The organism is Caballeronia sp. NCF2 (assembly GCF_023631205.1).
In the GTDB taxonomy this organism is placed as follows: Bacteria; Pseudomonadota; Gammaproteobacteria; order Burkholderiales; family Burkholderiaceae; genus Caballeronia; species Caballeronia zhejiangensis.
This window is the reverse complement of the sequence record NZ_JALQDN010000050.1, coordinates 74,420-93,926: the sequence shown is the minus strand read 5'-3', so window position 1 is coordinate 93,926 and position 19,507 is coordinate 74,420. Positions and strand designations below refer to the sequence as shown.

The window sequence follows — 19,507 nt, the reverse complement described above, 5'->3', positions numbered from 1 at the left end:
GAGCGCATATGCATAAACCCCTCGCAGGCCAGATTGCGCTCGTGACGGGCGCGAGTTCGGGCATCGGCACGGGCGTCGCGACCGCGCTCGCCGATGCGGGCGCGCACGTCGCCATCAACTATCACTCGCACGCGGAACCCGCCGAAAAGCTCGCCGCCGCGATCACGGCGAAAGGCGGCGAAGCGTTCGCGGTCGGCGCGGACGTCTCCGACGAAACCCAGATCGACGCGATGTTCGATGCCGTCGTGAAGCGCTACGGCACGGTCGATATCGTCGTCGCGAATTCGGGCTTGCAGAAGGACGCGAAGTTCACCGCGCTCACGCTCGACGACTGGAAGACGGTCATCGAAACGAATCTCACCGGCCAGTTCCTCACCGCGCAGCGCGCCGTGCGCGAATTCGAGCGGCGCGGCATGCGCGACGTGTCGAAGGCGCTCGGGAAGATCATCTGCATGAGTTCCGTGCACGAGGTCATTCCGTGGGCGGGACACGTGAACTACGCTGCGTCCAAGGGCGGCATTCAGATGATGATGAAAACCATCGCGCAGGAAGTCGCGCCGCAGCGCATTCGCGTGAACGGCATCGCGCCCGGCGCAATCCGCACCCCGATCAACAAGGACGCTTGGGATACGCAGGACAAGCTCGACAAGTTGCTGACGCTGATTCCGTATGGGCGCGTCGGCGAGGTCGAGGATATCGGGCGCGCGGCGGTGTGGCTTGCGTCTGACGATAGCGATTACGTCGTCGGCACGACGCTTTTCGTCGATGGCGGCATGACGCTCTATCCGGGATTCGCGGATAACGGCTGATGGCGGACAACGGAATGAACCCAATCAAGGTGGACGTCGCCGTGATCGGCGCGGGCACGGCCGGCATGGCCGCGTTTCGCGCGGCGCGGCTCGCGGGCGCGAACGCGGTGCTGATCGAGGGCGGCGAACCGGGCACGACCTGCGCGCGCGTCGGCTGCATGCCGTCGAAGCTGCTGCTCGCGGCGGCCAACGGCTTGCACGACGCGCATTCGCTCGCCGCGCGCGGCATCGAAGGCACGCACGCGCTCGAAGCCGATCGCGCGCGCGTGCTCGATTACGTGCGGCGCGAACGCGATCACTTCGTCAAGGGCGTACTCGACGAAATCAAAGCGCTGCCGGATGGCATGCTGCTGCGCGGCAAGGCGCGCTTCGAAGCGCCGACGCGATTGCGGATCGGCGACGACACGCGCGTCGAGGCCAAAAGCGTCGTCATCGCGACGGGCGCCGCGCCGAGCGTGCCCGACGAGCTGAAGGTGTTCGGCGACAAACTCATCACGAGCGACGATCTCTTCGAACTGCGCACGTTGCCGAAGCGCATCGCCGTGTTCGGCGCGGGACCGATCGCGCTCGAGTTGGGGCAAGCGCTCGCGCGGCTCGGCATCGAAATTTTCATGTTCGGCAAAGGCGGCAGCGCGGGAGCGATTACGGACAAACCGGTGCGCGATGCGCTTATCGCCGCGCTCGCCGACGAGTTCTATTTCGATCCCGACGCGAAAATCGACGGCATGTCGCTAGAGGGCGGCCAGCCGACGCTGCGCTTCACGTCGCCGGACGGCGTGGCGCGCGTCGAACGCTTCGATCTCGTGCTCGCCGCGACCGGACGCGCGCCGAATCTGAAGCCGCTCGCGCTGGAAAACGCGGGCATCGAACTGAACGAAAAAGGCGCGCCGCTTTTCGACGAAACAACGATGCAATGCGGCGACAGCGCGATTTTCATCGCGGGCGATTGCGACGGCGCACGCCCGTGGCTCCACGACGCCGCCGACGAAGGCAAGCTCGCCGGCGACAACGCCGCGCGCTTTCCGGACGTGCAGCGGATCGAGCGCAAGGTGCCGTTCTCGATCGTGTTCTGCGAGCCGCAGGTGGCGATCGTCGGCGCATCGTATGACGATCTCGACAAGCCGATGACGGTCACAGGAGAAGCATCGTTCGAGAATCAGGGACGAAGCCGCGTCATGCGTCAGAATCGCGGCCTGCTGCACGTCTATGCCGACGCGAAAACCGGCAAGCTGCGCGGCGCGCAAGGCTGCGGCCCGGCGATGGAGCATCTCGGGCATCTGCTGGCGTGGGCGCTGCAACTGGAATTGACGCTCGATGAAGCGCTCAAACTGCCTTTCTATCATCCGGTCGTGGAAGAAGGCTTGCGCACCGCGCTAAAAGATGCAGATAGAAAATGCTACGAGGAAAGATCGGAAACACCGCCGGCATTACCAAGCGCCGCGGGTTGCTGATCCAAAAAAAACGAACGCCGGTTGCAAGCAACCGGCGTTTATCGTCGGAAAGAGCAAGGATCAGCTTCCGCTCAAACCATATTGCAGTGCGAGATCGAACCCGAGCACGACGAGCGAACAGAAAAGCCCCAAGGACAAATTCGCCAGTCTATGTCCGACGTCCTTGTGCTTCGTCAGCACGGCGCCCGCGAGGAACGCGATTTCCACGATGACCTGCATGCAAAACACGGCAATCATCAACGCGAACTCGTAACCCATCGAGTTGAAGTTCAGAAAGTTAAAGCCGTTCACCGCCACCCAAGACCCCACTCGCCAAGCTTCGTATGCCAATAGCAGCAACGGGAAGAAATAGCTGGCTACATAAGTCGGCACCGTGGCGTGCCGCAATTCCATATTTAAGTGACGTGTTACTTGCATCGCGTACTCCTCATCTGATTGCCCGAAAACGACGGGCGTTCTACCTGCACCGTGGCGCAAACCGGAGCGTTCTGATCGAACGGCAGACGGGCGTCGTGCTTTCAGAATAGGACAATTTTTTGGAAAGCGAATCATCGTATTCCCGATGATCGTATCCAATAAGGCTTTACGCGCTTCGTTGTGCAGTGCAACTGAATAAAGCAGTTATTTCCCGGCCCTAAATTCGACACGCGCATACGTGCCGATTTCCTAAAGTGTTCGAGCCGTATTAAGCGCCAGAGTTCTTCGCGTACAACTTGATAATGCCCGAAAAATCGAGCCCGCCGAATCCTTGCTGGCTCATCGACTGATACAACTGTTGTGCCAGCGCACCCATGAATACGGGCTGCTCCGCGGCGCGCGCTGCATCGACGGCAAGTCCGAGATCCTTGAGCATTAAATCAGCGCCAAAACCGCCCGAATAACCGCGCGACGCCGGCGCGGTTTCGACGATGCCCGGATAGGGATTACACGTATCCGAGCTCCAGCAACGCCCAGTCGATGTATTGACGATACTCGCGAGTTTCGTCGGATCGATGCCGAGCGTTTCGCCGAGTTTCATCGCTTCGGCGACGCCGATCATGGAAATCCCTAGCAGCAAGTTATTGCAGATCTTCGCGATCTGGCCCGTGCCGGTTTCGCCGCATCGCACCATGTTCTTGCCCATGCCGGATAAGACGGGACGCAATGTTTCGAAGAGCGTTTCATCGGCGCCGACCATGAACGTCAGCGTACCCGCCTGCGCGCCGACGACGCCGCCGGAAACGGGGGCATCGGCGAACGGGTTGCCCTGGTTCGCCGCCGCCTCGCCGATGAGCTTCGCGGTCGCCGGATCGATCGTGCTGCTGTCGACGAGCGGCACGCCTTTCGCAACGCCCGCGAGCACGCCGTCGTCGCCCAGATAGACCGTCTTCACATGCTGCGCCGCGGGCAGCATCGTGATGACGACTTCCGCGCCTTCCGCCGCCGCGCGCGGCGATGCGGCGAGCGTCGCGCCCGCCGCCTTCGCCGCATCGAGCGCGGCGGAGACGAGATCGAACGCCGTCACCGCGTGGCCGGCCTTCAGGAGATTGGCGGCCATCGGACCGCCCATGTGACCCAAACCAATGAAGCCGATTCGCATGGACATCTCCCTTTAGCGAAGCGCGATGGTCGTGTTGACGCCGTCGTTCACGGTGGCGTCGTCGAACCAGCGCGCGGTGACGGTTTTCGTCTGCGTGTAGAACTGCACGACCTGCTTGCCGTACGGGCCGAGGTCGCCGAGCTTCGAGCCGCGCGAGCCGGTGAAGCTGAACGCGGGCACCGGCACCGGAATCGGAATGTTGATGCCGACCTGACCAATATCGATCTCGCTCTGGAACTTGCGCGCCGCCGCGCCGCTTTGCGTGAAGAGGCCGACGCCGTTGCCCATCGGATTGCGATTGACGAGCGCGATGGCGTCATCGAGCGTATCGGCTTCAAGCACGCACAGCACCGGGCCGAAGATTTCCGTCTTGTAGATCGACATGTCGGTATCGACGTTCGTGAAGATCGTCGGTCCGATGAAGTTGCCCTTCTCGTAGCCCTTCACGTCGATATCGCGGCCATCGAGCGCGAGCGTCGCGCCCTCTTCCACGCCCTTGCTGATGAGCCCGAGAATGCGCTCCTTTGCCGCTTTCGACACGACCGGGCCGACGTCCGTATTCGGCTCCGTGCCGCCGTTGACCTTGAGCGTCCTGGCCTTCTCGACGAGTTCCGGCACCCAGTCCTTCGACGCCCCGACGAACACGGCCACCGACGTCGCCATGCAACGCTGACCCGCCGCGCCGAAGCCCGCGCCCGCGAGCGCGTTGAGCGTCTGCTCCTTGTTGGCGTCGGGCAGGACGACGGCGTGATTCTTCGCGCCCATCATCGACTGCACGCGCTTGCCGTGCTGGCTCGCGAGGTTGTAGACGTGCGTGCCGACGGCCGTCGACCCGACGAACGAAATCGCCTTGATATCGGGATGCGTGCAGATCGCATCGACGACTTCCTTGCCGCCATGCACGACGTTCAGCACGCCCGCCGGCACGCCCGCTTCGAGCGCGAGTTCGACGAGTTCCATCGTCGAGAGCGGATCCTGTTCGGACGGCTTCAGTACGAACGTGTTACCGCAGACGATCGCCATCGGGAACATCCACAGCGGGATCATGGCGGGGAAATTGAACGGCGTGATGCCGGCGCACACGCCGAGCGGCTGCCGTAGCGTGTACGTGTCGACGCCGCCCGCGACGTTTTCGGAGAATTCGCCCTGCTGCAGCGTCGAAATCGAACACGCGTGCTCGACCACTTCGAGACCGCGAAAGATGTCGCCTTCGGCATCGGCGAGCGTCTTGCCCTGCTCCGCCGTCAGCGTCCGCGCGATGCGCTTCTGGTTCTGGCGCACGAGGTCCTGAAACTTGAGCATCAGACGCATGCGCGTGCCGAGCGGCGTCGTGCGCCACGTCTGAAACGCCTTGTGCGCGGCGGCCGCGGCGGCGTTGACTTCATCGACCGTCGCAAACGGCACGCGACCGACGACTTCCTGCGTCGCAGGATTGACGATGTCGCGCCACTCCGTCGTCTTCGAATCGACGAACTGGCCGTCGATCAGCAGTTTGGCCGTACGGACGGACGCACTCTGCGCCGGATGTTCAGCAGCGATATTCACGAGTCACTCCTTTTGGATGAGTTGTCACGAAGGGGAACGAAAACGCGCGGACGGAGCGCCGGTGCGGCGCCGAAGGGAAAAGGCATGTCGTCTCCGTTTATAAGAAATCGGCGCGCAGTGCAGCACGCTCGTTTCCTTGAGTATAGTTATGCAAAAGTCCATCATGGCACTAGAAAAACACCCGATCGATATGCAAAAAAACGCCATGCCAAACGTTATTCCAAGCGCCAAGCTCGATATCGGGCGCCTCAACTGGGACGACCTGCGCTTCTTCCTGGAAGTCGCGCGCACGCAGCGCGCGAGCGGCGCGGCGAAGCGTCTGGGCGTCGATTACACGACGGTCGCGCGGCGCGTTCGCGCGCTGGAGGACGCGCTCGGCACGCTTCTGTTCGACAAATCGCGCAGCGGCGGATTCATTCTGACGGCCGAAGGCCAGCGCCTGCTCGGTTACGTCGATTCGATCGAGACGACGGTGCAGTCCGCGACCGAGCAGATCGCCAACACGGGGCACGCGCTGTCCGGACACGTTCGCGTCGGCTCGACGGAAGGCTTCGGCTGCTTCTTTCTCGCGCCGCAACTCGCGCGCTTTCAGGACGCGCATCCGAACATCTCCATCGATCTGCTGCCGGTACCGCATTTCGTGAGTCTGTCGAAGCGCGAGGCGGATATCGCCGTCACGCTCGAACGACCCGAGCAGGGCCAATACGTTTATACGAAGCTGTGCGATTACCGGCTCAAGCTCTACGCGACCGCCGACTATCTCGACGCGCACGAACCGATCCGCACGAGCGACGATCTGCGTCATCATCGTTTCGCAAGCTATATCGACGATCTCGCGTTCAGCTACGAATTGCTGTATCTCGAACGCGCGGTGCCGGGCGCGGTGTCGCGCTGGCGCAGTACGAGCGCGATTGCGCAGTACTTCGCCGCGCTGCAGGGCCGCGCGCTCGCGATCCTGCCGTGCTTCATGACTTCGCCCGATCCGCGCTTCGTGCCGGTCTTGCCCGACCATATCGTCGTGACGCGCGCCTTCTATCTGTCCTGCCGCGAGGATTTGCGCAAGCTGAAGCGCATCACGGCTGTATGGGACTACCTGCGCGCGGCGGCCGAAGCGAACCGCGGCTTCCTGATGGGAGACGGCGCGCAGATGGCCTGGGTCGATGTCAAGTGATCCTGACCGGCGACACGCTTTTTGACAGCGATTCGAGACCGAACGTGGTATGCGTGACGCCACCGCGAACATCACAAAATTTGACTCGATAAATTCGTGGAATTTTGCTTCGATGTCCTTCCGAAACGTCACTCGCCCACGCGAGCTCGGGCATAATCGCCGGCCAGTTTCATTGCATTGCCGTGGAGAGCGCGGCGCACTCCATTCCCGTGATTTCCTCTAGTTTCTTTCCCGCTGCCCCGACGGGCCGCGCCGTGCGCTAATGGCTTTCGTCATCTGGTCACGGCGGTCCATGTCCCGCCAGCGCATCCGTTTCGTCGAGGCCCGCACGGCGCGCGCCATCGCGGTCATCGGCGCCATTACGCTTCTCGTGGCCGCGCTCGCGCTCGGCATCGCGATCGGCACCATGTTCGCGCGCAGCCATCTCGGCGAGGAGCAGACGCTGATGTCGCGCCGCTCGTACGAGATCGAAGAGCTCGGCCGCATCAATGCCGCGCTGATCGAGCTGACGCCGCGCGTCGAAGGCCTGTCCGCGCAAGTCAGCGAGCTGCACGAATTCGACACGCATCTGAAGGCCGCGCACGGCGCGGGCGGCACGTCCGGCGTGCATGACGTGCCGCCGCTGCCCGACAGCGAGGAGCCAGCCACGTCGCTCGACGGCGCGGGCGGCCCCGCCTTGCCGCCGCGCCTGTGCGATATCGGCCGCGCGGCGGCGGGCGCGCCGCGGCAGCGTTTGAAGAGCGCGCATCGGATCATCGATTGCCTGAACGACGAAGTCTCGCAATTGCAGACGCAAACGCTCGCCCACTACGCCGCGTACATGGCCTTTCCCGGCCGCAATCCGGCACCCGGCCTGCGCAGCGGCTCGCCTTACGGCAACCGTCTGGACCCGTTCACGGGGCGTCTGAGCTTTCATCCCGGCATCGACTTCGCCGGACCGGCGGGCACGCCGATTCTCGCCAGCGCGGGCGGACGCGTCATCGCGGCGGGCGAGCGCAACGGCTACGGCATTTCGGTCGACATCCGCCACAGCGACGGCATGGTGACGCGCTATGGACACGCGTCGCGCATCTTCGTGAAAACCGGCGAATTCGTGATGCCGGGACAGGTGATCGCGGAAGTCGGCTCGACCGGCCGCTCGACGGGGCCGCATCTGCATTTCGAAGTGATCGTCGACGGCGCTCAGATCAATCCTTCTCCCTATCTCGCGCTCTTCAGGCGTTTGTCGCATGCGCAAAGTTGATTCGAAGCGGCTGTCGCTGCAACTCTCCCGCCAGTCCTATTCGCTGACGCCGAGGCGCGGCGCGGGCATCTGGCTCGGACTGATCGCGGCCGTGTGTGCGATCGCGGCGCTCGCCGCCGCAGGCTTCGCACTCAAACGCTCGCATGAAGACGTGCGCAAGCTCGACACGCTCTGCGCGCCGCCCGTCTCCGAGCAGAAGCTGCGCGAGCAGCTCGCGCATGCTCAGCTCGCGCTCGAACAGGAGATGGCGAGCCGTACCTCGCTGGAAGAACGCGTAAAGGACAGCGCGGCCGAAATCCAGCGTCTGCAGACCGATCTCGCTTTCCTCAGGAAGCAGCAAAAACCCAATTGAGCGGCACGCGTCAGCGCGGGCTTCGTGCAGCAACCCTTTACCGCATCGCAAGGACTCGACATGTTTTCATCGAAGAAGGATTCCAACGGCATCAAGATGGCCAAGCTCGCGACGCTCGTCGCGCATAACGTGCATATCTCGGGCGATCTCGAGTTCAGCGAAGGCCTGCGCATGGACGGCCAGGTCACGGGCAACGTGGCCGGCCGTCCCGGCGAAGAAACGCTGCTCGTCGTGAGCGATCAGGGCGCGATTCGCGGCAACGTGAGCGCTTATAACGTCATCATCAACGGCTGCGTGACGGGCGATGTCACCGTCGCGCATTTCGTCGAACTTCAGTCGAACGCGCGCGTGCTGGGCAACATTTACTATCAGCAGTTGCGCATGGATATCGGCGCGACGGTCGAAGGCAAGCTCACCAAGTTCGATTCGCAGGCGGCGCACGTCCCGAGTCTGCCGGCGCCGCCCGAATACAACATCGACCTCGTCTCGAACTGACGGCAGACAACGAGCGCCGGAGAATCCGCGCGTGCTGGCAGCCGTGCGCGTGTCCGGCTAAGATTCGATGGATCAAGGCCACGCGCTCGCGCCCCTGGCGAAATCACGCGACTTCGAGCGTCCATCGACACGTGGCCGGTTATATCCAGATAACGATAAAGGGCGCCCCATGCTGGTCAATTGCGCGGCTTATCAGAATGGCCGAAAGCTCGCGGACGTCGAGATCGACGACATCAACGCCTATCGCGATCTGCCCGACTCTTTCATTTGGGTTGCATTGAAAGAGCCCGGTCCCGGCGAACTCGCGCACATGACGCAGCAGTTCGGCTTGCACGAGCTGGCGGTCGAAGACGCGCAGCACGGTCATCAGCGGCCGAAGATCGAGGAATACGGCGACTCGCTGTTCGCGGTCTTTCATACGGTCGAATTCGACGAAGAAGGCGAAGTGCTCGTCGGCGAAATGAACGTGTTCGTCGGCACGAACTACGTGCTTTCGGTCCGCAACCGCACGACGCAAGGTTTTCAGGAAGTGCGCAAGCGCTGCGAGCGCGAGCCGCATCTGCTCAAGCACGGCCCCGCGTTCGTGATGTACGCGCTGCTCGATGCGGTCGTCGATCGATACTTTCCCGTGCTCGAGACGCTCGGCGCGGAAGTCGACGAAGTGGAAGAGCGCATCTTCGAGCAAAAAGGCTCGGTGGAATCGCGCGAGATCATCGAGGATCTGTACTCGCTCAAGCGGCGCATGACGATCCTGCAGCATCACACCGCGCCGCTGCTCGAAGCCGTCAGCAAGCTGTATGGCGGGCGCTCGCCCGGCGTGTGCTCCGGCATGCAGGAATATTTCCGCGACGTGTACGATCACCTGCTGCGCATCGTGAAGACCATCGAAGGACGGCGCGAAATGATCGTCACGGCGATCCAGGTGAATCTCGGTCTGATCGCGCTCGCGGAAAGCGAAGTGACCAAGCGCCTCGGCTCGTTCGCCGCGCTCTTCGCCGTGCCGACGATGATCGCCGGCATCTACGGCATGAACTTCAAGTCGATTCCCGAGCTGGACTGGGTCTACGGCTACCCGACGTGTCTCGCGGTCATGCTGGTGGTCGATGTCGTGCTCTACTGGCGCTTCAAGAAGGCCGGCTGGCTGTAGCAAGAATGTTCCTTTTCGGAACCTTCGGGCGAAATTCGTTGTCTAATCAAGCGATTTGCGAGAGAATGTCATCTGGCCTTGCAAAATCGGCCTATCGACCGCACATGACGTAAGCGCACGGCAGAAGCGCTCACTTCCGCAGCACACGTTGCTTTTCCGTTTCAACCGCACATCGGCTCTGCTGTTGCCGATGTCGCCGTCCCGGTCATGCCGGCCACGGCGCGCCGCATCCGCGGTTCGCCCTGTCGTCCGGCCTATGCCGTCAAGCTCACGACGAGCCTGAGATAGAGACGCGGCGCGCCCCGCATGCACGTTTATCGTGCATGGACGCGCCAGGCCACGCTTTGCATCGCCACTTACGATTCGTAGCGACGACGCTTTCGGGCAGCGGCGCAGAACGGTTCGTTGGCGTCGAATGCGCGTTTTTCGCGCGATGCGCGGCAGCACCCACTACAACTCATTACAGGAGCCCCCATATGGCGAAAGAAGAACTCCTCGAACTCGACGGTATCGTTGACGAAGTGCTTCCCGACAGCCGCTATCGCGTGACGCTGGACAACGGCGTCGTCGTGGGCGCTTACGCCTCGGGCCGCATGCGCAAGAATCACATCCGTATTCTGGCCGGCGACCGCGTGACGCTGGAACTGTCGGTGTACGACCTGACGAAGGGCCGCATCAACTTCCGTCACAAGGACGAGCGTGCCGGTGGCGGCGCCCCGCGCGCACCGATGCGCCGTCGTTGATTTCCCTGCATCATCCGTAACGAGCGTGAGCCTGATCCGCAGCGCGCGCTTTTGAACCAACCACGCGGATCATTCTGAACTTCGACGCGGCCGCTCATCCGTCAAGGCTGCGCAGCGCGTCGATGTCCCTTCTTCCTTCAGCCGCGCGCCGCCAAGAGCGCGTCGATGCCGACCGCGAAGCCGTCCTCGTCGTTGCTCTTCGAGACCAGGCTCGCGCGACGCTGCACGCTGTCGGATGCCTGCCCCATCGCGATCGATACGCCCGCGATCTCGAACATCGCCACATCGTTGCCCATGTCGCCGAGCACGGCCACGCGTTCGAGCGGCACGTTCGCGAGTTGCGCCAGTTCTCGCACCGCGGTGCCCTTGTTCGCTTCCAGGCTCGTGATATCGAGGTAATAGGTCTGCGAGCGCGCGGCGTGTCCGCGGCCTTCCAGTTGCTTTTGCACGCTGCTTTCGACGCGCGCGAGCAGCGCCGTATCGGCGGTCGAGCCGACGATCTTGTCGACCTCGCCGAGATCGACATCGTCGAAACGCGTGACGAGCACGCCTTCGTAGCCGACCGTGCGCGTCTCGAGCGGCACGTAGGTGCCTTCGGGATTCGTCAGATACCAGGCGTCATTGATGAACACCCACGCGTCGACGTTCGCCGACGCGAGCGCCTCGAGCGATGTCTGCACCACATCGCGCGGCAGCTTGTGCGACGACAGCAAATCCCACGTGCCCGGCCTGACGAGACTGCCGCCGTTGTACGACGCGTAAGGCATGTCGACGTCGAGCGCCTCAACGATATGCCTCATGCCCTTGCCCGGCCGGCTGCTCGCCACGGTAAAGCGCACGCCCGCTTCCTTCAGGCGACGCACGGCGTCAATCGCCGGTTGGCCCAATGCCTTGTCGGTATGGAGCAGCGTGCCGTCGCAATCGGTGACGACGAGTTCCGCTTTGGCGAGCGCGGCGAACGCCGCATCGGCGTCGCCGTTCACGCTGTGAAGTCCGTATTTGCTGTTGGCGTTCATCAGTGCGCCCCTTCACGCTGATTGAAATGCGGCAACTGGCGCGTCTCGCGCACCGAGCGCGGATGCCACAGCCGCGCGCCGCCTTCGATGCCCGCCGCATTCGACACGACCGCGACGTTATCCGGCAGCTTGAACTTGATATGCGCCGCGTTGCCGCCGCCGATCCACAGCTTGTCGTAGTTCGTCAGCGTCGCCAGGATGCCGATGATCTTCTCCACGCGCCGGCTCCAGCGCTTCTTGCCCGCCTTCTCGCGCGCCGCGTTGCCGATGTACTCGTCGTAAGTCTTGTCCTTCGCGACCGGATGATGCGCGAGCTCCAGATGCGGCATCAGTTCGCCGTCGCGAAAGAGCGCGGTGCCCGCGCCCGTACCGAGCGTCAGCACCATTTCGATGCCGCGCCCTTCGATCGCCGCGAGCCCTTGCATCTCGGCGTCGTTGATCATGCGCGCGGGCACGTTGCCGAGGCGCTCGGCGATCAGTTGCGCGAGCGGCACGCCGCGCCAGGCGGGCGTGCCGAGATTCGGCGCGGTCAGCACGACGTTATCGCGCACGACGCCCGGAAAGCCGATGGAAATGTGCGTCGGCGGCTCGGCGACGATCGGCGCGATCAGTTCGATGAGCGTCTCCACGACCACGTCGGGCTTCGCCGGATGCGGCGTCGCCACGCGCACGCGGTCGCTCTTCATCTCACCGTCCTCCGAGATGATGGCCGCCTTCAACCCGGTCCCGCCGATATCGATCGCGAGAATGCGTTCCGCCTTGATCGCGAGTTTGTCCGCCGTGACGTGGGTCTTCTGCTTGGCTCTTGATTCTGTGCTCACGCTCGTTGTCCTTTTGAGTTTGCGTTGCGATGAGATGAGTTCAGTTCTTCTTGTGCGCGTCGGTCAGCGGTCGCCACGCGCGGCCGTCGTCGGCAAGCAGCTCGTCCGCTTCGGCCGGCCCCGCGCTGCCCGCCGCGTAACCGCGCACGGGCAGCGGACTGTCCGGATGCAGCACGCGATCCACCGCCGCCCAAGCCGTCTCGATGCTGTCCGCGCGCTGAAAGAGCGTCGCGTCGCCGAGCATGCAGTCGTAGAGCAGCGTCTCATAGCCGACGTTCGCGCGCTCCGCGAAGAAGTCGGCATAGTCGAACCTCGAACGCACCTTGCCGATCTGCATTACCGGTCCCGGCACTTTCACGTTGAAATCGAAGCTCGTGCCGTGCGCCGGATCGATGCGCAGCGTGAACACATTCGGCGTCAGCGCATCGACGGGCGTATCGCGAAACAGCAAAAACGGCACCGCCTTCAGTTGCACCGCGATCTCCGTGCGACGCTCGGTGAGCCGCTTGCCCGTGCGCAGATAAAACGGCACGCCGGCCCAGCGCCAGTTCTCCACGTACACGCGCGCCGCCGCGTAGGTTTCGGTCCGGCTATCTTTGGCCACGCCCGGTTCTTCCTTGTAGCCCGGCCCGGCGGGTCCAGCTTCGTACTGGCCGAGCACGACGTCGTCGGCGGTGAGCGGACGGATCGCATCGAAGACTTCGGCTTTTCTGTCGCGCACGGATTCGGCATCGAAGGAATTCGGCGGCTCCATCGCGACCATGCCGAGCAACTGGAACAGATGGTTCGGCAGCATGTCGCGAAACGCGCCCGTCTGCTCGTAGAACTTGCCGCGCCCTTCCACGCCGATCGTCTCCGCCGCCGTGATCTGCACGTTGTCGATGTACTCGCGCCGCCAGATCGGTTCGAACATCGCGTTGGCGAAGCGCACGGCGAGAATGCTCTGCACCGTGTCCTTGCCGAGAAAATGGTCGATGCGGTACACCTGCGACTCGTCCGCATACTTGAGGATGCAGCGGTTCAGTTCCTGCGCCGACGCCAGATCGCTGCCGAACGGCTTCTCGATGACAAGCCGTCTGAAATTGCCGTCCTTCTCTTCGAGCATGCCCGCCGCGCCGAGATGCTCGATGATCGGCTGAAAGAACCGCGCGCCCACCGCGAGATAGAACACGACGTTGTCCGACTTCGCCTGCGCGAGCCGCGCCTTGAGCCGGGCGAAGGTTTCGTCCTCTTCGAATTCACCGGGGAAATATTCGAGCCGCCCGACGACCCAGTTCCACGCGTCCTCGTTCAACTGCGACGTGTGAAACGTCGCGGCCTTGTCGGCGGCGAACGTGCGCAGCGATTGCGTGAGCTCGTCGCGCCATTCGGACGTCTCGCGCTCGCCGTGATTCACGCCGATGATCTCCATGCCGTCGTCGAGCAGCTTGTCGGCGGACAGGTTGTAGAGCGACGGCATCAGCAAGCGCTTGGTGAGATCGCCGCCCGCTCCGAAAATCACGAGCGTGCATGGCGGCGCGGGATGCTTGCCGGCGCACGTCGCGCTGGCCGGGTTGTTTTCCTTCGATTGATTCGCTTCGTTCGATTCTTTCGGCATGGCGTATCGCCCCTTGTCAGTTGCGCTTGAACCTGGAAAGACCTGCATCGATGCGGCACAGTTCATTCGAACGACGCGTTGCAAGCTCGCGCGACGAATAACGTATGCATTTTGTAATTTTTAACCTTTCGTGTCGTAAAATATGCGCGCCTGACGACAGCACTCGCGGACATTGCGACATCGAAGCTTGACGAAGCCTGAACTCCATATGAACGCACATGACACTTCCATCGACCTCGCCGCCTACTTCGAGCGCATCGGGTACGCGGAATCCGTGCGGCCCGCCCCGACGCTCGACACACTGCGCGCGCTGCATCTGCTGCATCCTCAGGCCATTCCCTTCGAAAATCTCGACGTGCTGATCGGCCGCCCGATCCGGCTCGATCTCGAATCGATCCAGCGCAAGCTCGTCGCCGGACGGCGCGGCGGCTACTGCTACGAGCACAACCTGCTGTTTCGCAGCGTACTTCAGGCGCTCGGTTTTCGCGTGCGCAGCTTCGCAGGACGCGTCCTGTGGGGCCGCGAGCTGTCTGACATGCCTGCGCGCACGCATATGCTGCTGCTCGTCGATCTCGACGAAGGCGCGTTCCTCGCCGACGTCGGCTTCGGCGGCATGACGCTTTCCGCTCCGCTCGCGCTCCAGACGGGCCTCGAACAGATCACGCCGCACGGCGCTTTCCGCCTCGAAGGGGCCGGCGAAGCGCCCGGCTACATCCTGCAGGCGCTCGTGAACGGCGCGTGGACGAACGTCTATCGCTTCGACCTCGATCCGCAGTATGACGCCGACTACGAGATGGCCAATCATTTCGTGTCGATGTATCCGCAGTCGATCTTCCTGCACAACCTGCTCGCCGCGCGTCTCGCGCCGGGCAAGCGCCTCGCCCTGTTCAACCGGCGTTTCTCGATCCACGACGAACGCGAAGGCAGCGATCATCGCGAACTCGACGGCACGGCCAGTCTGCGCCGCGTGCTCGAAGGCGAACTCGGCATTCGTCTGCCGGATGGCGCCGAACTCGACGCCGCCCTAGCCCGTCTGCCCAACCAAGCTTAATCAGAAGACCACGATGTTCAAGAAGAAGACGCGCGGCGGCAGCGATTTCCAGACGCATCACCGCAGCGCGGTGCTCGCAAACCGGCTGCCGGCCTGGCGCTCGCGGCTCGTCGTCATCGGGGTGACGGCGGCGTTTTTGACGCTAGCCGGACGCGCGCTGTGGGTCCAGGTCATCGACCACAAGTTCTATATCGGCGAAGGCCAGAAGCGCTATCAGCGCACGCTGGCGCTCTCGGCGACGCGCGGACGCATCGTCGATCGCAATGGCGCGATGCTCGCCGTCAGCCTCGCGACCTACGAAGTCTGGGCGACGCCCAAGCTCTTCGACGGCGATCACGGTGGCGAGATCGCGCGCCTGCTCGACATGCCGCCGAAGGATCTGCAGCGCCGCATCGACGGGACTCGCGCGTTCGTCCTGCTCAAACGTCAGGTGGAAGCGGAAACCGCCGAGCGCATCGCGACGATCGGGCGCGCGGGCATCACGCTCGTGCCGGACACCAAGCGCTTCTATCCCGAAGGCGAATCGGCGGCGCACGTCGTCGGCTTCACGAATAACGAGGATCACGGGCAGGAAGGCGTCGAGCTGGCCGCCGACGCGCGTCTGACGGGCGCGGCCGGCCAGCGCGAAGTGATCCGCGACCGGCTCGGGCGCGTGGTCTCGCAGATCGGCGAGCCGGCCATGCCGCAGAACGGCGAAACCATTCAGCTGACGATCGACCGGCGCATCCAGCAACTCGCGCATTCGCAACTCAAGGCGGCGATCGCGAAGCACAAGGCGCGCGCGGGCAGCGTCGTCGTGCTGGATGCGAAGAACGGCGAAGTGCTCGCGCTCGCCAACTATCCGAGCTTCGATCCGAACGATCGCTCGCGCCTCACCGGCGAGCAGTTGCGCAACCGCGCGCTCACGGACACCTTCGAGCCCGGCTCGACGATCAAGCCGCTCGTCGCCGCGCTATCGATCGATCTCGGCCGCGTGCGGCCCGAAACGCGCATCGACACATCGCCGGGCACGTTCAAGCTCGGCCCGAACGTGATTCACGACACGTCGAATCACGGCGTCATCACCGTGTCCGAGGCGGTGCAGATGTCGAGCAACGTCGCGCTCACGAAGCTCGCGCTGCAGATTCCCGCGCAGACGATCTGGGACAAGTACCGCGAATACGGCATCGGCCGCGCGCCCGAGCTGACGTTTCCGGGCGCCGCGACCGGCCGCCTGCGCGCGCCCGAGCGCTGGAAGCCGATCGAACAGGCGACGATGGCGTATGGCTACGGTTTATCGCTGTCGCTCGTGCAGATCGCACAGATCTACACGGCGTACGCCGGCGACGGACGCTTTTATCCCGCCACGCTGATTCACGGCGAAACGCGCCGCGACGCCGTGCAGGTGACGAAGCCCGCGACCGCGAAGGCCGTGCGCAACATGCTCGAAAACGCGACCGGCGACCACGGCACGGGCCGCGCGGCGGCGGTGGAAGGCTATCGAGTCGGCGGCAAGACGGGCACGGCGCGCAAGCAGGTCGGACGCTCGTATGCGGCGAACAAGTACCGCGCGTCGTTCGTCGGCATCGCGCCGATGAGCGATCCGCGCGTGATCGTCGCCGTGATGATCGACGAGCCCACGGGGGGCACCTATTACGGCGGAACGGTCGCGGGGCCGGTGTTCTCGGGCATCGTCGGCGCGACGCTGCCGCTGCTCGGCGTGCCGCCCGACGCATGAAGCGCGGCGCACGCGGGCGCGGGCCTTGCTGCAGCGTGACCTGACTGTCAAGGGCTTGTGCTCTAATGTCGTGTTCCGCACCAGAAGATCAAACGGGAAAGACCATGAAAAAACTCGCCGCGGCGCTCGCGTTGCCTGTGCTTTTCGCCGCCTGCGCCCAATTTCATAACGAAGATGCAGGACAACCCGAAGTCGAGAAATCGTCGACGGAAAACAAGGTGAACGGCATCGTGCAATGCATCGCCGCCGAAGCGAAAAAGCACGACGCCCAATACAAGCAGACGTCCATCCCGCAAGGCGTGATGCTCGAATTCGGCGATTCCAACGTCATCAAGGTCCGCTACGACAACGGCGAGACCACGTACCGGTACTATCCGGGGCAGCGTCATCCGTCGAACATGTGGATCGAAGGCGCGGGCAAGAAATGCGCGCCGGCGGACGCCACCGCTCACGACGAACCTCAGAAATAAGCAGACAGGACCATGCGCTCGACCAAAGCCATCAGCGCCGTCGAACGGCTCAAGACGCGCAGCGGCAACGCGAATTACGCGGCCATCTCGATGCCGGGCGGCTACTTCTATCTCGCCGAGCGCGCGCCCGAAGGCACGAAGAAAATCTCCGAGCCGATGCCGATGGACGACTTCGTCGCGTTCGTCAACGCCCGCGATCCGGCCAAGCCGCGCAAGGCCAGCAAGCTCGATCTCGCGATGGAAGAACAGATCGGCCGCAGCGGCAAACGCACGGCAAAAACGCCGTCCGCGAACGACGAATGATCGGCCTGCGTCGCCCTTGCGCGACGCAACATCGAAATCCCCGCGTTGCTCTCACACCAATGTGCGATGACAGACGGAGCCATCAGGTCCGCGTTGCGTACATTTTTGTTAACGATCGAAATCGCCGAGACAGGCAACGATCGGTCATCCGAAGAAAAGAGCAAGGGCCACCCGCTTAGCCACAAAAATATGCGCGGGTGAACGGGGTGCCTCAACGGCGCGCGTGTCCGATGTCGGGACAAGCCGTCGTATGGCCGAGAGGAAGACCAAATAATGAAGAAGAAAAACGAGACCAAGGGCAGTCTCTTGCCCTCGGCGTTGGCTGACGTCGAGCTTCAGCACATCGAGCGCGCACTCGCGCAACTTCGCACGATGCACAAGCAGTCTTCCGGCACGCTCAACGTCGAATACTGGCGGGAGCGGCTCGCCGCCGTGGTCAAGGGTTACGCGCTCGTGCCGGCGCAGAAGCAACGCATCGAAGCGTTGCGCGTCGCGCTCGACACAGTCGACAGCGGTCCGCGCGACGGCTCCGGCAGCCGTAAAAGATCGACCAACAGGCTTTGGGCGAAAGCGGCCTAAGAACCGCTTTCGCCGCTCGCGCTGCGGCGCGAATCCCTCGTTCGCGCCCGCGTCTCGCGACGAAGCGGGCGTGCAACGGTCCTTTGAACTTCCGACGATTCACGGCACGCGCGTTTCAACGCGCCGCTTTGCCGCGTCAGGCACCGTTCATGCTCGAAAGCTAGTCTTTCGATCATGCCGGGAATCGCCATGTCCACTTTCTTTCACGACCGCGCGGGCGCATCGCGCCGGCCCTCGCCGATGCTCGCGAACGCGATCGTCGCCAGTCTCATCGCGACGTTCAGCACGGTCGGCGTCGCGCAGATCACGAACGGCGGCGGCTCGGAGCGACAGGAAAGCCGCCAGTCGGATTCGAGCTCGCGCGCGAATCCATCGGGCTCGCCGCTGGTCGAATCGCAGAAACCGCAATCGAAGGATGCCGCGCAGGGCCGCGCCGCGACCGCCGACAAGAAGCACAAGGCCGAGGGCAGCACCGGCTTCAACAACGGCCTTTACGGCACGGGCGCGGGCAACAACAAATGATGCGCGCTTAGTCGCGATGCCGCTGCGGCGCGCTCGTGATCTCTGGCGCGATCGCCGCGTGATTGACGATCGCGACGAGCGACACGCCGCCAATCACATTGCCGATGAACGTCGGCACGAGGAACACGAAGAAGTAGTCGGAGATGTCCGCCGCGCCGATCATCACCGCGTAGGCCGCTTCGACCGATCCGGCGATGACGTGCGTGAGCTTGCTCACGGCGACGGTGTAGGTCACGAGCAGGATCGTGAGGAGCCGCCCCGAGCGCGCGCTCGGCAGCAGCCATACCATCAGCGCGATCAACCAGCCGGAAAACACGCCGCGAACGACGGTCACGCCGAAATCCGCGGAAAGCGGCGTCATCGCGACCTTGGCGAGCGCCTCGCTCACTTCCGGCGAAAAGACGCCGCGAATCTGCAGGATCGCCGCGAAGATCGTCGTGCCGACCAGGTTGAAGAAAAGCACGATCGCCCAAAGGCGCAGCGCCTTGAACAACGTCGACAAATCGCGCCGCGTAAGGACCGGCAGCACCGCCGTCAGCGTGCTTTCGGTGAAGAGCTGCTGACGTCCGAGGATCACGAAGACGAAGCCGATCGTGTAGCCGAAGCTCGATACGAGTCCCGTCCAGCGGGCCTCCGGCAGCGCGCTTTCGAGAATCGACTGGACGAGAAAGGAGAATCCCATCGACAGGCCGGCGGCGAGCGCCGACCACATCAGCGCGGCGAAGGTGCGCTCCATCGCGACTTCGCCTTCCTCGCGCACGATCTCGTGGATGACGAGCGGATGCGGTGCGGAATGCTCGGCGGCTTGCTCCTGCTCGGCGCTGTCGAGATGCGGCGAGTCGGCCCCCGCTTGCGGGTCGTTCATGTTCTTTCTCCCTGAACGCCGCTCGATGCGA

General features: G+C 63.6%; 21 protein-coding genes. 14 read left to right on the top strand and 7 right to left on the bottom strand.

Going from position 1 to position 19,507, the window contains the following annotated elements:
• Positions 1 to 8 precede the first annotated feature (8 nt).
• Both NCS02_RS16870 and NCS02_RS16865 read left to right on the top strand, forming a co-directional pair.
• A complete protein-coding gene (locus NCS02_RS16870; protein ID WP_175979254.1) occupies positions 9 to 809 on the top strand; it encodes an SDR family oxidoreductase in 801 nt (266 codons plus the stop codon).
• Between the two features lie 14 nt (positions 810 to 823).
• Positions 824 to 2,260 (top strand): dihydrolipoyl dehydrogenase, encoded by a 1,437-nt coding sequence (locus NCS02_RS16865; protein WP_175979253.1) that lies wholly within the window; start codon positions 824 to 826, stop codon positions 2,258 to 2,260.
• A 60-nt stretch (positions 2,261 to 2,320) separates the two neighbouring features.
• Here NCS02_RS16865 and NCS02_RS16860 read toward each other — a convergent pair whose 3' ends face one another.
• From NCS02_RS16860 to NCS02_RS16850, 3 genes are all read right to left on the bottom strand, one after another.
• Complete coding sequence (locus tag NCS02_RS16860; RefSeq protein WP_033536128.1) at positions 2,321 to 2,677, bottom strand: hypothetical protein; 357 nt, start codon at positions 2,675 to 2,677, stop codon at positions 2,321 to 2,323.
• 268 nt (positions 2,678 to 2,945) lie between these two features.
• Positions 2,946 to 3,839: a 3-hydroxyisobutyrate dehydrogenase gene (gene mmsB / locus NCS02_RS16855; RefSeq protein ID WP_250519895.1), complete on the bottom strand. Its 894-nt coding sequence runs from the start codon at positions 3,837 to 3,839 to the stop codon at positions 2,946 to 2,948.
• Between the two features lie 12 nt (positions 3,840 to 3,851).
• Positions 3,852 to 5,384 carry a CoA-acylating methylmalonate-semialdehyde dehydrogenase gene (locus NCS02_RS16850; RefSeq protein WP_250502930.1) on the bottom strand — a complete coding sequence of 511 codons (1,533 nt, stop codon included), beginning with the start codon at positions 5,382 to 5,384 and terminating at the stop codon, positions 3,852 to 3,854.
• A gap of 190 nt (positions 5,385 to 5,574) precedes the next feature.
• Here NCS02_RS16850 and NCS02_RS16845 point away from each other — a divergent pair, with 190 nt between their 5' ends.
• From NCS02_RS16845 to infA, 6 genes are all read left to right on the top strand, one after another.
• Positions 5,575 to 6,555 (top strand): LysR family transcriptional regulator, encoded by a 981-nt coding sequence (locus NCS02_RS16845; RefSeq protein ID WP_502800883.1) that lies wholly within the window; start codon positions 5,575 to 5,577, stop codon positions 6,553 to 6,555.
• A gap of 292 nt (positions 6,556 to 6,847) precedes the next feature.
• Positions 6,848 to 7,798 (top strand): M23 family metallopeptidase, encoded by a 951-nt coding sequence (locus NCS02_RS16840; protein WP_008353496.1) that lies wholly within the window; start codon positions 6,848 to 6,850, stop codon positions 7,796 to 7,798.
• The gene (locus NCS02_RS16835) at positions 7,785 to 8,150 is read left to right on the top strand and encodes a hypothetical protein (protein WP_250456711.1); all 366 of its coding nucleotides are present in this window, start codon (positions 7,785 to 7,787) and stop codon (positions 8,148 to 8,150) included. Before NCS02_RS16840 ends, NCS02_RS16835 begins: the two co-directional genes overlap by 14 nt.
• A gap of 60 nt (positions 8,151 to 8,210) precedes the next feature.
• On the top strand, positions 8,211 to 8,645 hold the full coding sequence (locus NCS02_RS16830; RefSeq protein ID WP_175979247.1) for a bactofilin family protein: 435 nt from the start codon (positions 8,211 to 8,213) through the stop codon (positions 8,643 to 8,645).
• A 169-nt stretch (positions 8,646 to 8,814) separates the two neighbouring features.
• A complete protein-coding gene (gene corA, locus NCS02_RS16825; protein WP_008353501.1) occupies positions 8,815 to 9,792 on the top strand; it encodes a magnesium/cobalt transporter CorA in 978 nt (325 codons plus the stop codon).
• A 476-nt stretch (positions 9,793 to 10,268) separates the two neighbouring features.
• The gene (infA, locus tag NCS02_RS16820; protein ID WP_250502928.1) at positions 10,269 to 10,535 is read left to right on the top strand and encodes a translation initiation factor IF-1; all 267 of its coding nucleotides are present in this window, start codon (positions 10,269 to 10,271) and stop codon (positions 10,533 to 10,535) included.
• 137 nt (positions 10,536 to 10,672) lie between these two features.
• Here the strand turns inward: infA and NCS02_RS16815 are convergent, their stop codons facing one another.
• From NCS02_RS16815 to zwf, 3 genes are read right to left on the bottom strand one after another with little or no spacing between them, the layout of a single operon-like run.
• Positions 10,673 to 11,551, bottom strand: coding sequence for an HAD family hydrolase (locus NCS02_RS16815; RefSeq protein WP_250502927.1), 879 nt, complete (start codon positions 11,549 to 11,551; stop codon positions 10,673 to 10,675).
• Positions 11,551 to 12,372, bottom strand: coding sequence for an ROK family protein (locus tag NCS02_RS16810; protein WP_372492552.1), 822 nt, complete (start codon positions 12,370 to 12,372; stop codon positions 11,551 to 11,553). The genes NCS02_RS16815 and NCS02_RS16810 overlap by 1 nt, the downstream gene beginning before the upstream one ends.
• A gap of 40 nt (positions 12,373 to 12,412) precedes the next feature.
• Positions 12,413 to 13,969, bottom strand: a complete 1,557-nt coding sequence (gene zwf, locus NCS02_RS16805) for a glucose-6-phosphate dehydrogenase (protein WP_250502926.1) — start codon at positions 13,967 to 13,969, stop codon at positions 12,413 to 12,415.
• Between the two features lie 208 nt (positions 13,970 to 14,177).
• Here zwf and NCS02_RS16800 point away from each other — a divergent pair, with 208 nt between their 5' ends.
• From NCS02_RS16800 to NCS02_RS16775, 6 genes are all read left to right on the top strand, one after another.
• Positions 14,178 to 15,020 carry an arylamine N-acetyltransferase family protein gene (locus NCS02_RS16800; RefSeq protein ID WP_250502925.1) on the top strand — a complete coding sequence of 281 codons (843 nt, stop codon included), beginning with the start codon at positions 14,178 to 14,180 and terminating at the stop codon, positions 15,018 to 15,020.
• A 13-nt stretch (positions 15,021 to 15,033) separates the two neighbouring features.
• A complete protein-coding gene (locus tag NCS02_RS16795; protein ID WP_008353508.1) occupies positions 15,034 to 16,737 on the top strand; it encodes a peptidoglycan D,D-transpeptidase FtsI family protein in 1,704 nt (567 codons plus the stop codon).
• 104 nt (positions 16,738 to 16,841) lie between these two features.
• Positions 16,842 to 17,207 (top strand): hypothetical protein, encoded by a 366-nt coding sequence (locus tag NCS02_RS16790; protein ID WP_008353509.1) that lies wholly within the window; start codon positions 16,842 to 16,844, stop codon positions 17,205 to 17,207.
• 12 nt (positions 17,208 to 17,219) lie between these two features.
• Complete coding sequence (locus NCS02_RS16785) at positions 17,220 to 17,510, top strand: hypothetical protein (protein WP_034471787.1); 291 nt, start codon at positions 17,220 to 17,222, stop codon at positions 17,508 to 17,510.
• A gap of 273 nt (positions 17,511 to 17,783) precedes the next feature.
• A complete protein-coding gene (locus tag NCS02_RS16780; RefSeq protein ID WP_008353512.1) occupies positions 17,784 to 18,089 on the top strand; it encodes a hypothetical protein in 306 nt (101 codons plus the stop codon).
• Between the two features lie 189 nt (positions 18,090 to 18,278).
• Entirely contained in the window at positions 18,279 to 18,611 is a 333-nt protein-coding gene (locus NCS02_RS16775) for a hypothetical protein (protein ID WP_008353516.1), read from the top strand.
• 7 nt (positions 18,612 to 18,618) lie between these two features.
• Here the strand turns inward: NCS02_RS16775 and NCS02_RS16770 are convergent, their stop codons facing one another.
• The gene (locus NCS02_RS16770; protein WP_008353518.1) at positions 18,619 to 19,476 is read right to left on the bottom strand and encodes a formate/nitrite transporter family protein; all 858 of its coding nucleotides are present in this window, start codon (positions 19,474 to 19,476) and stop codon (positions 18,619 to 18,621) included.
• Positions 19,477 to 19,507: the final 31 nt, after the last annotated feature.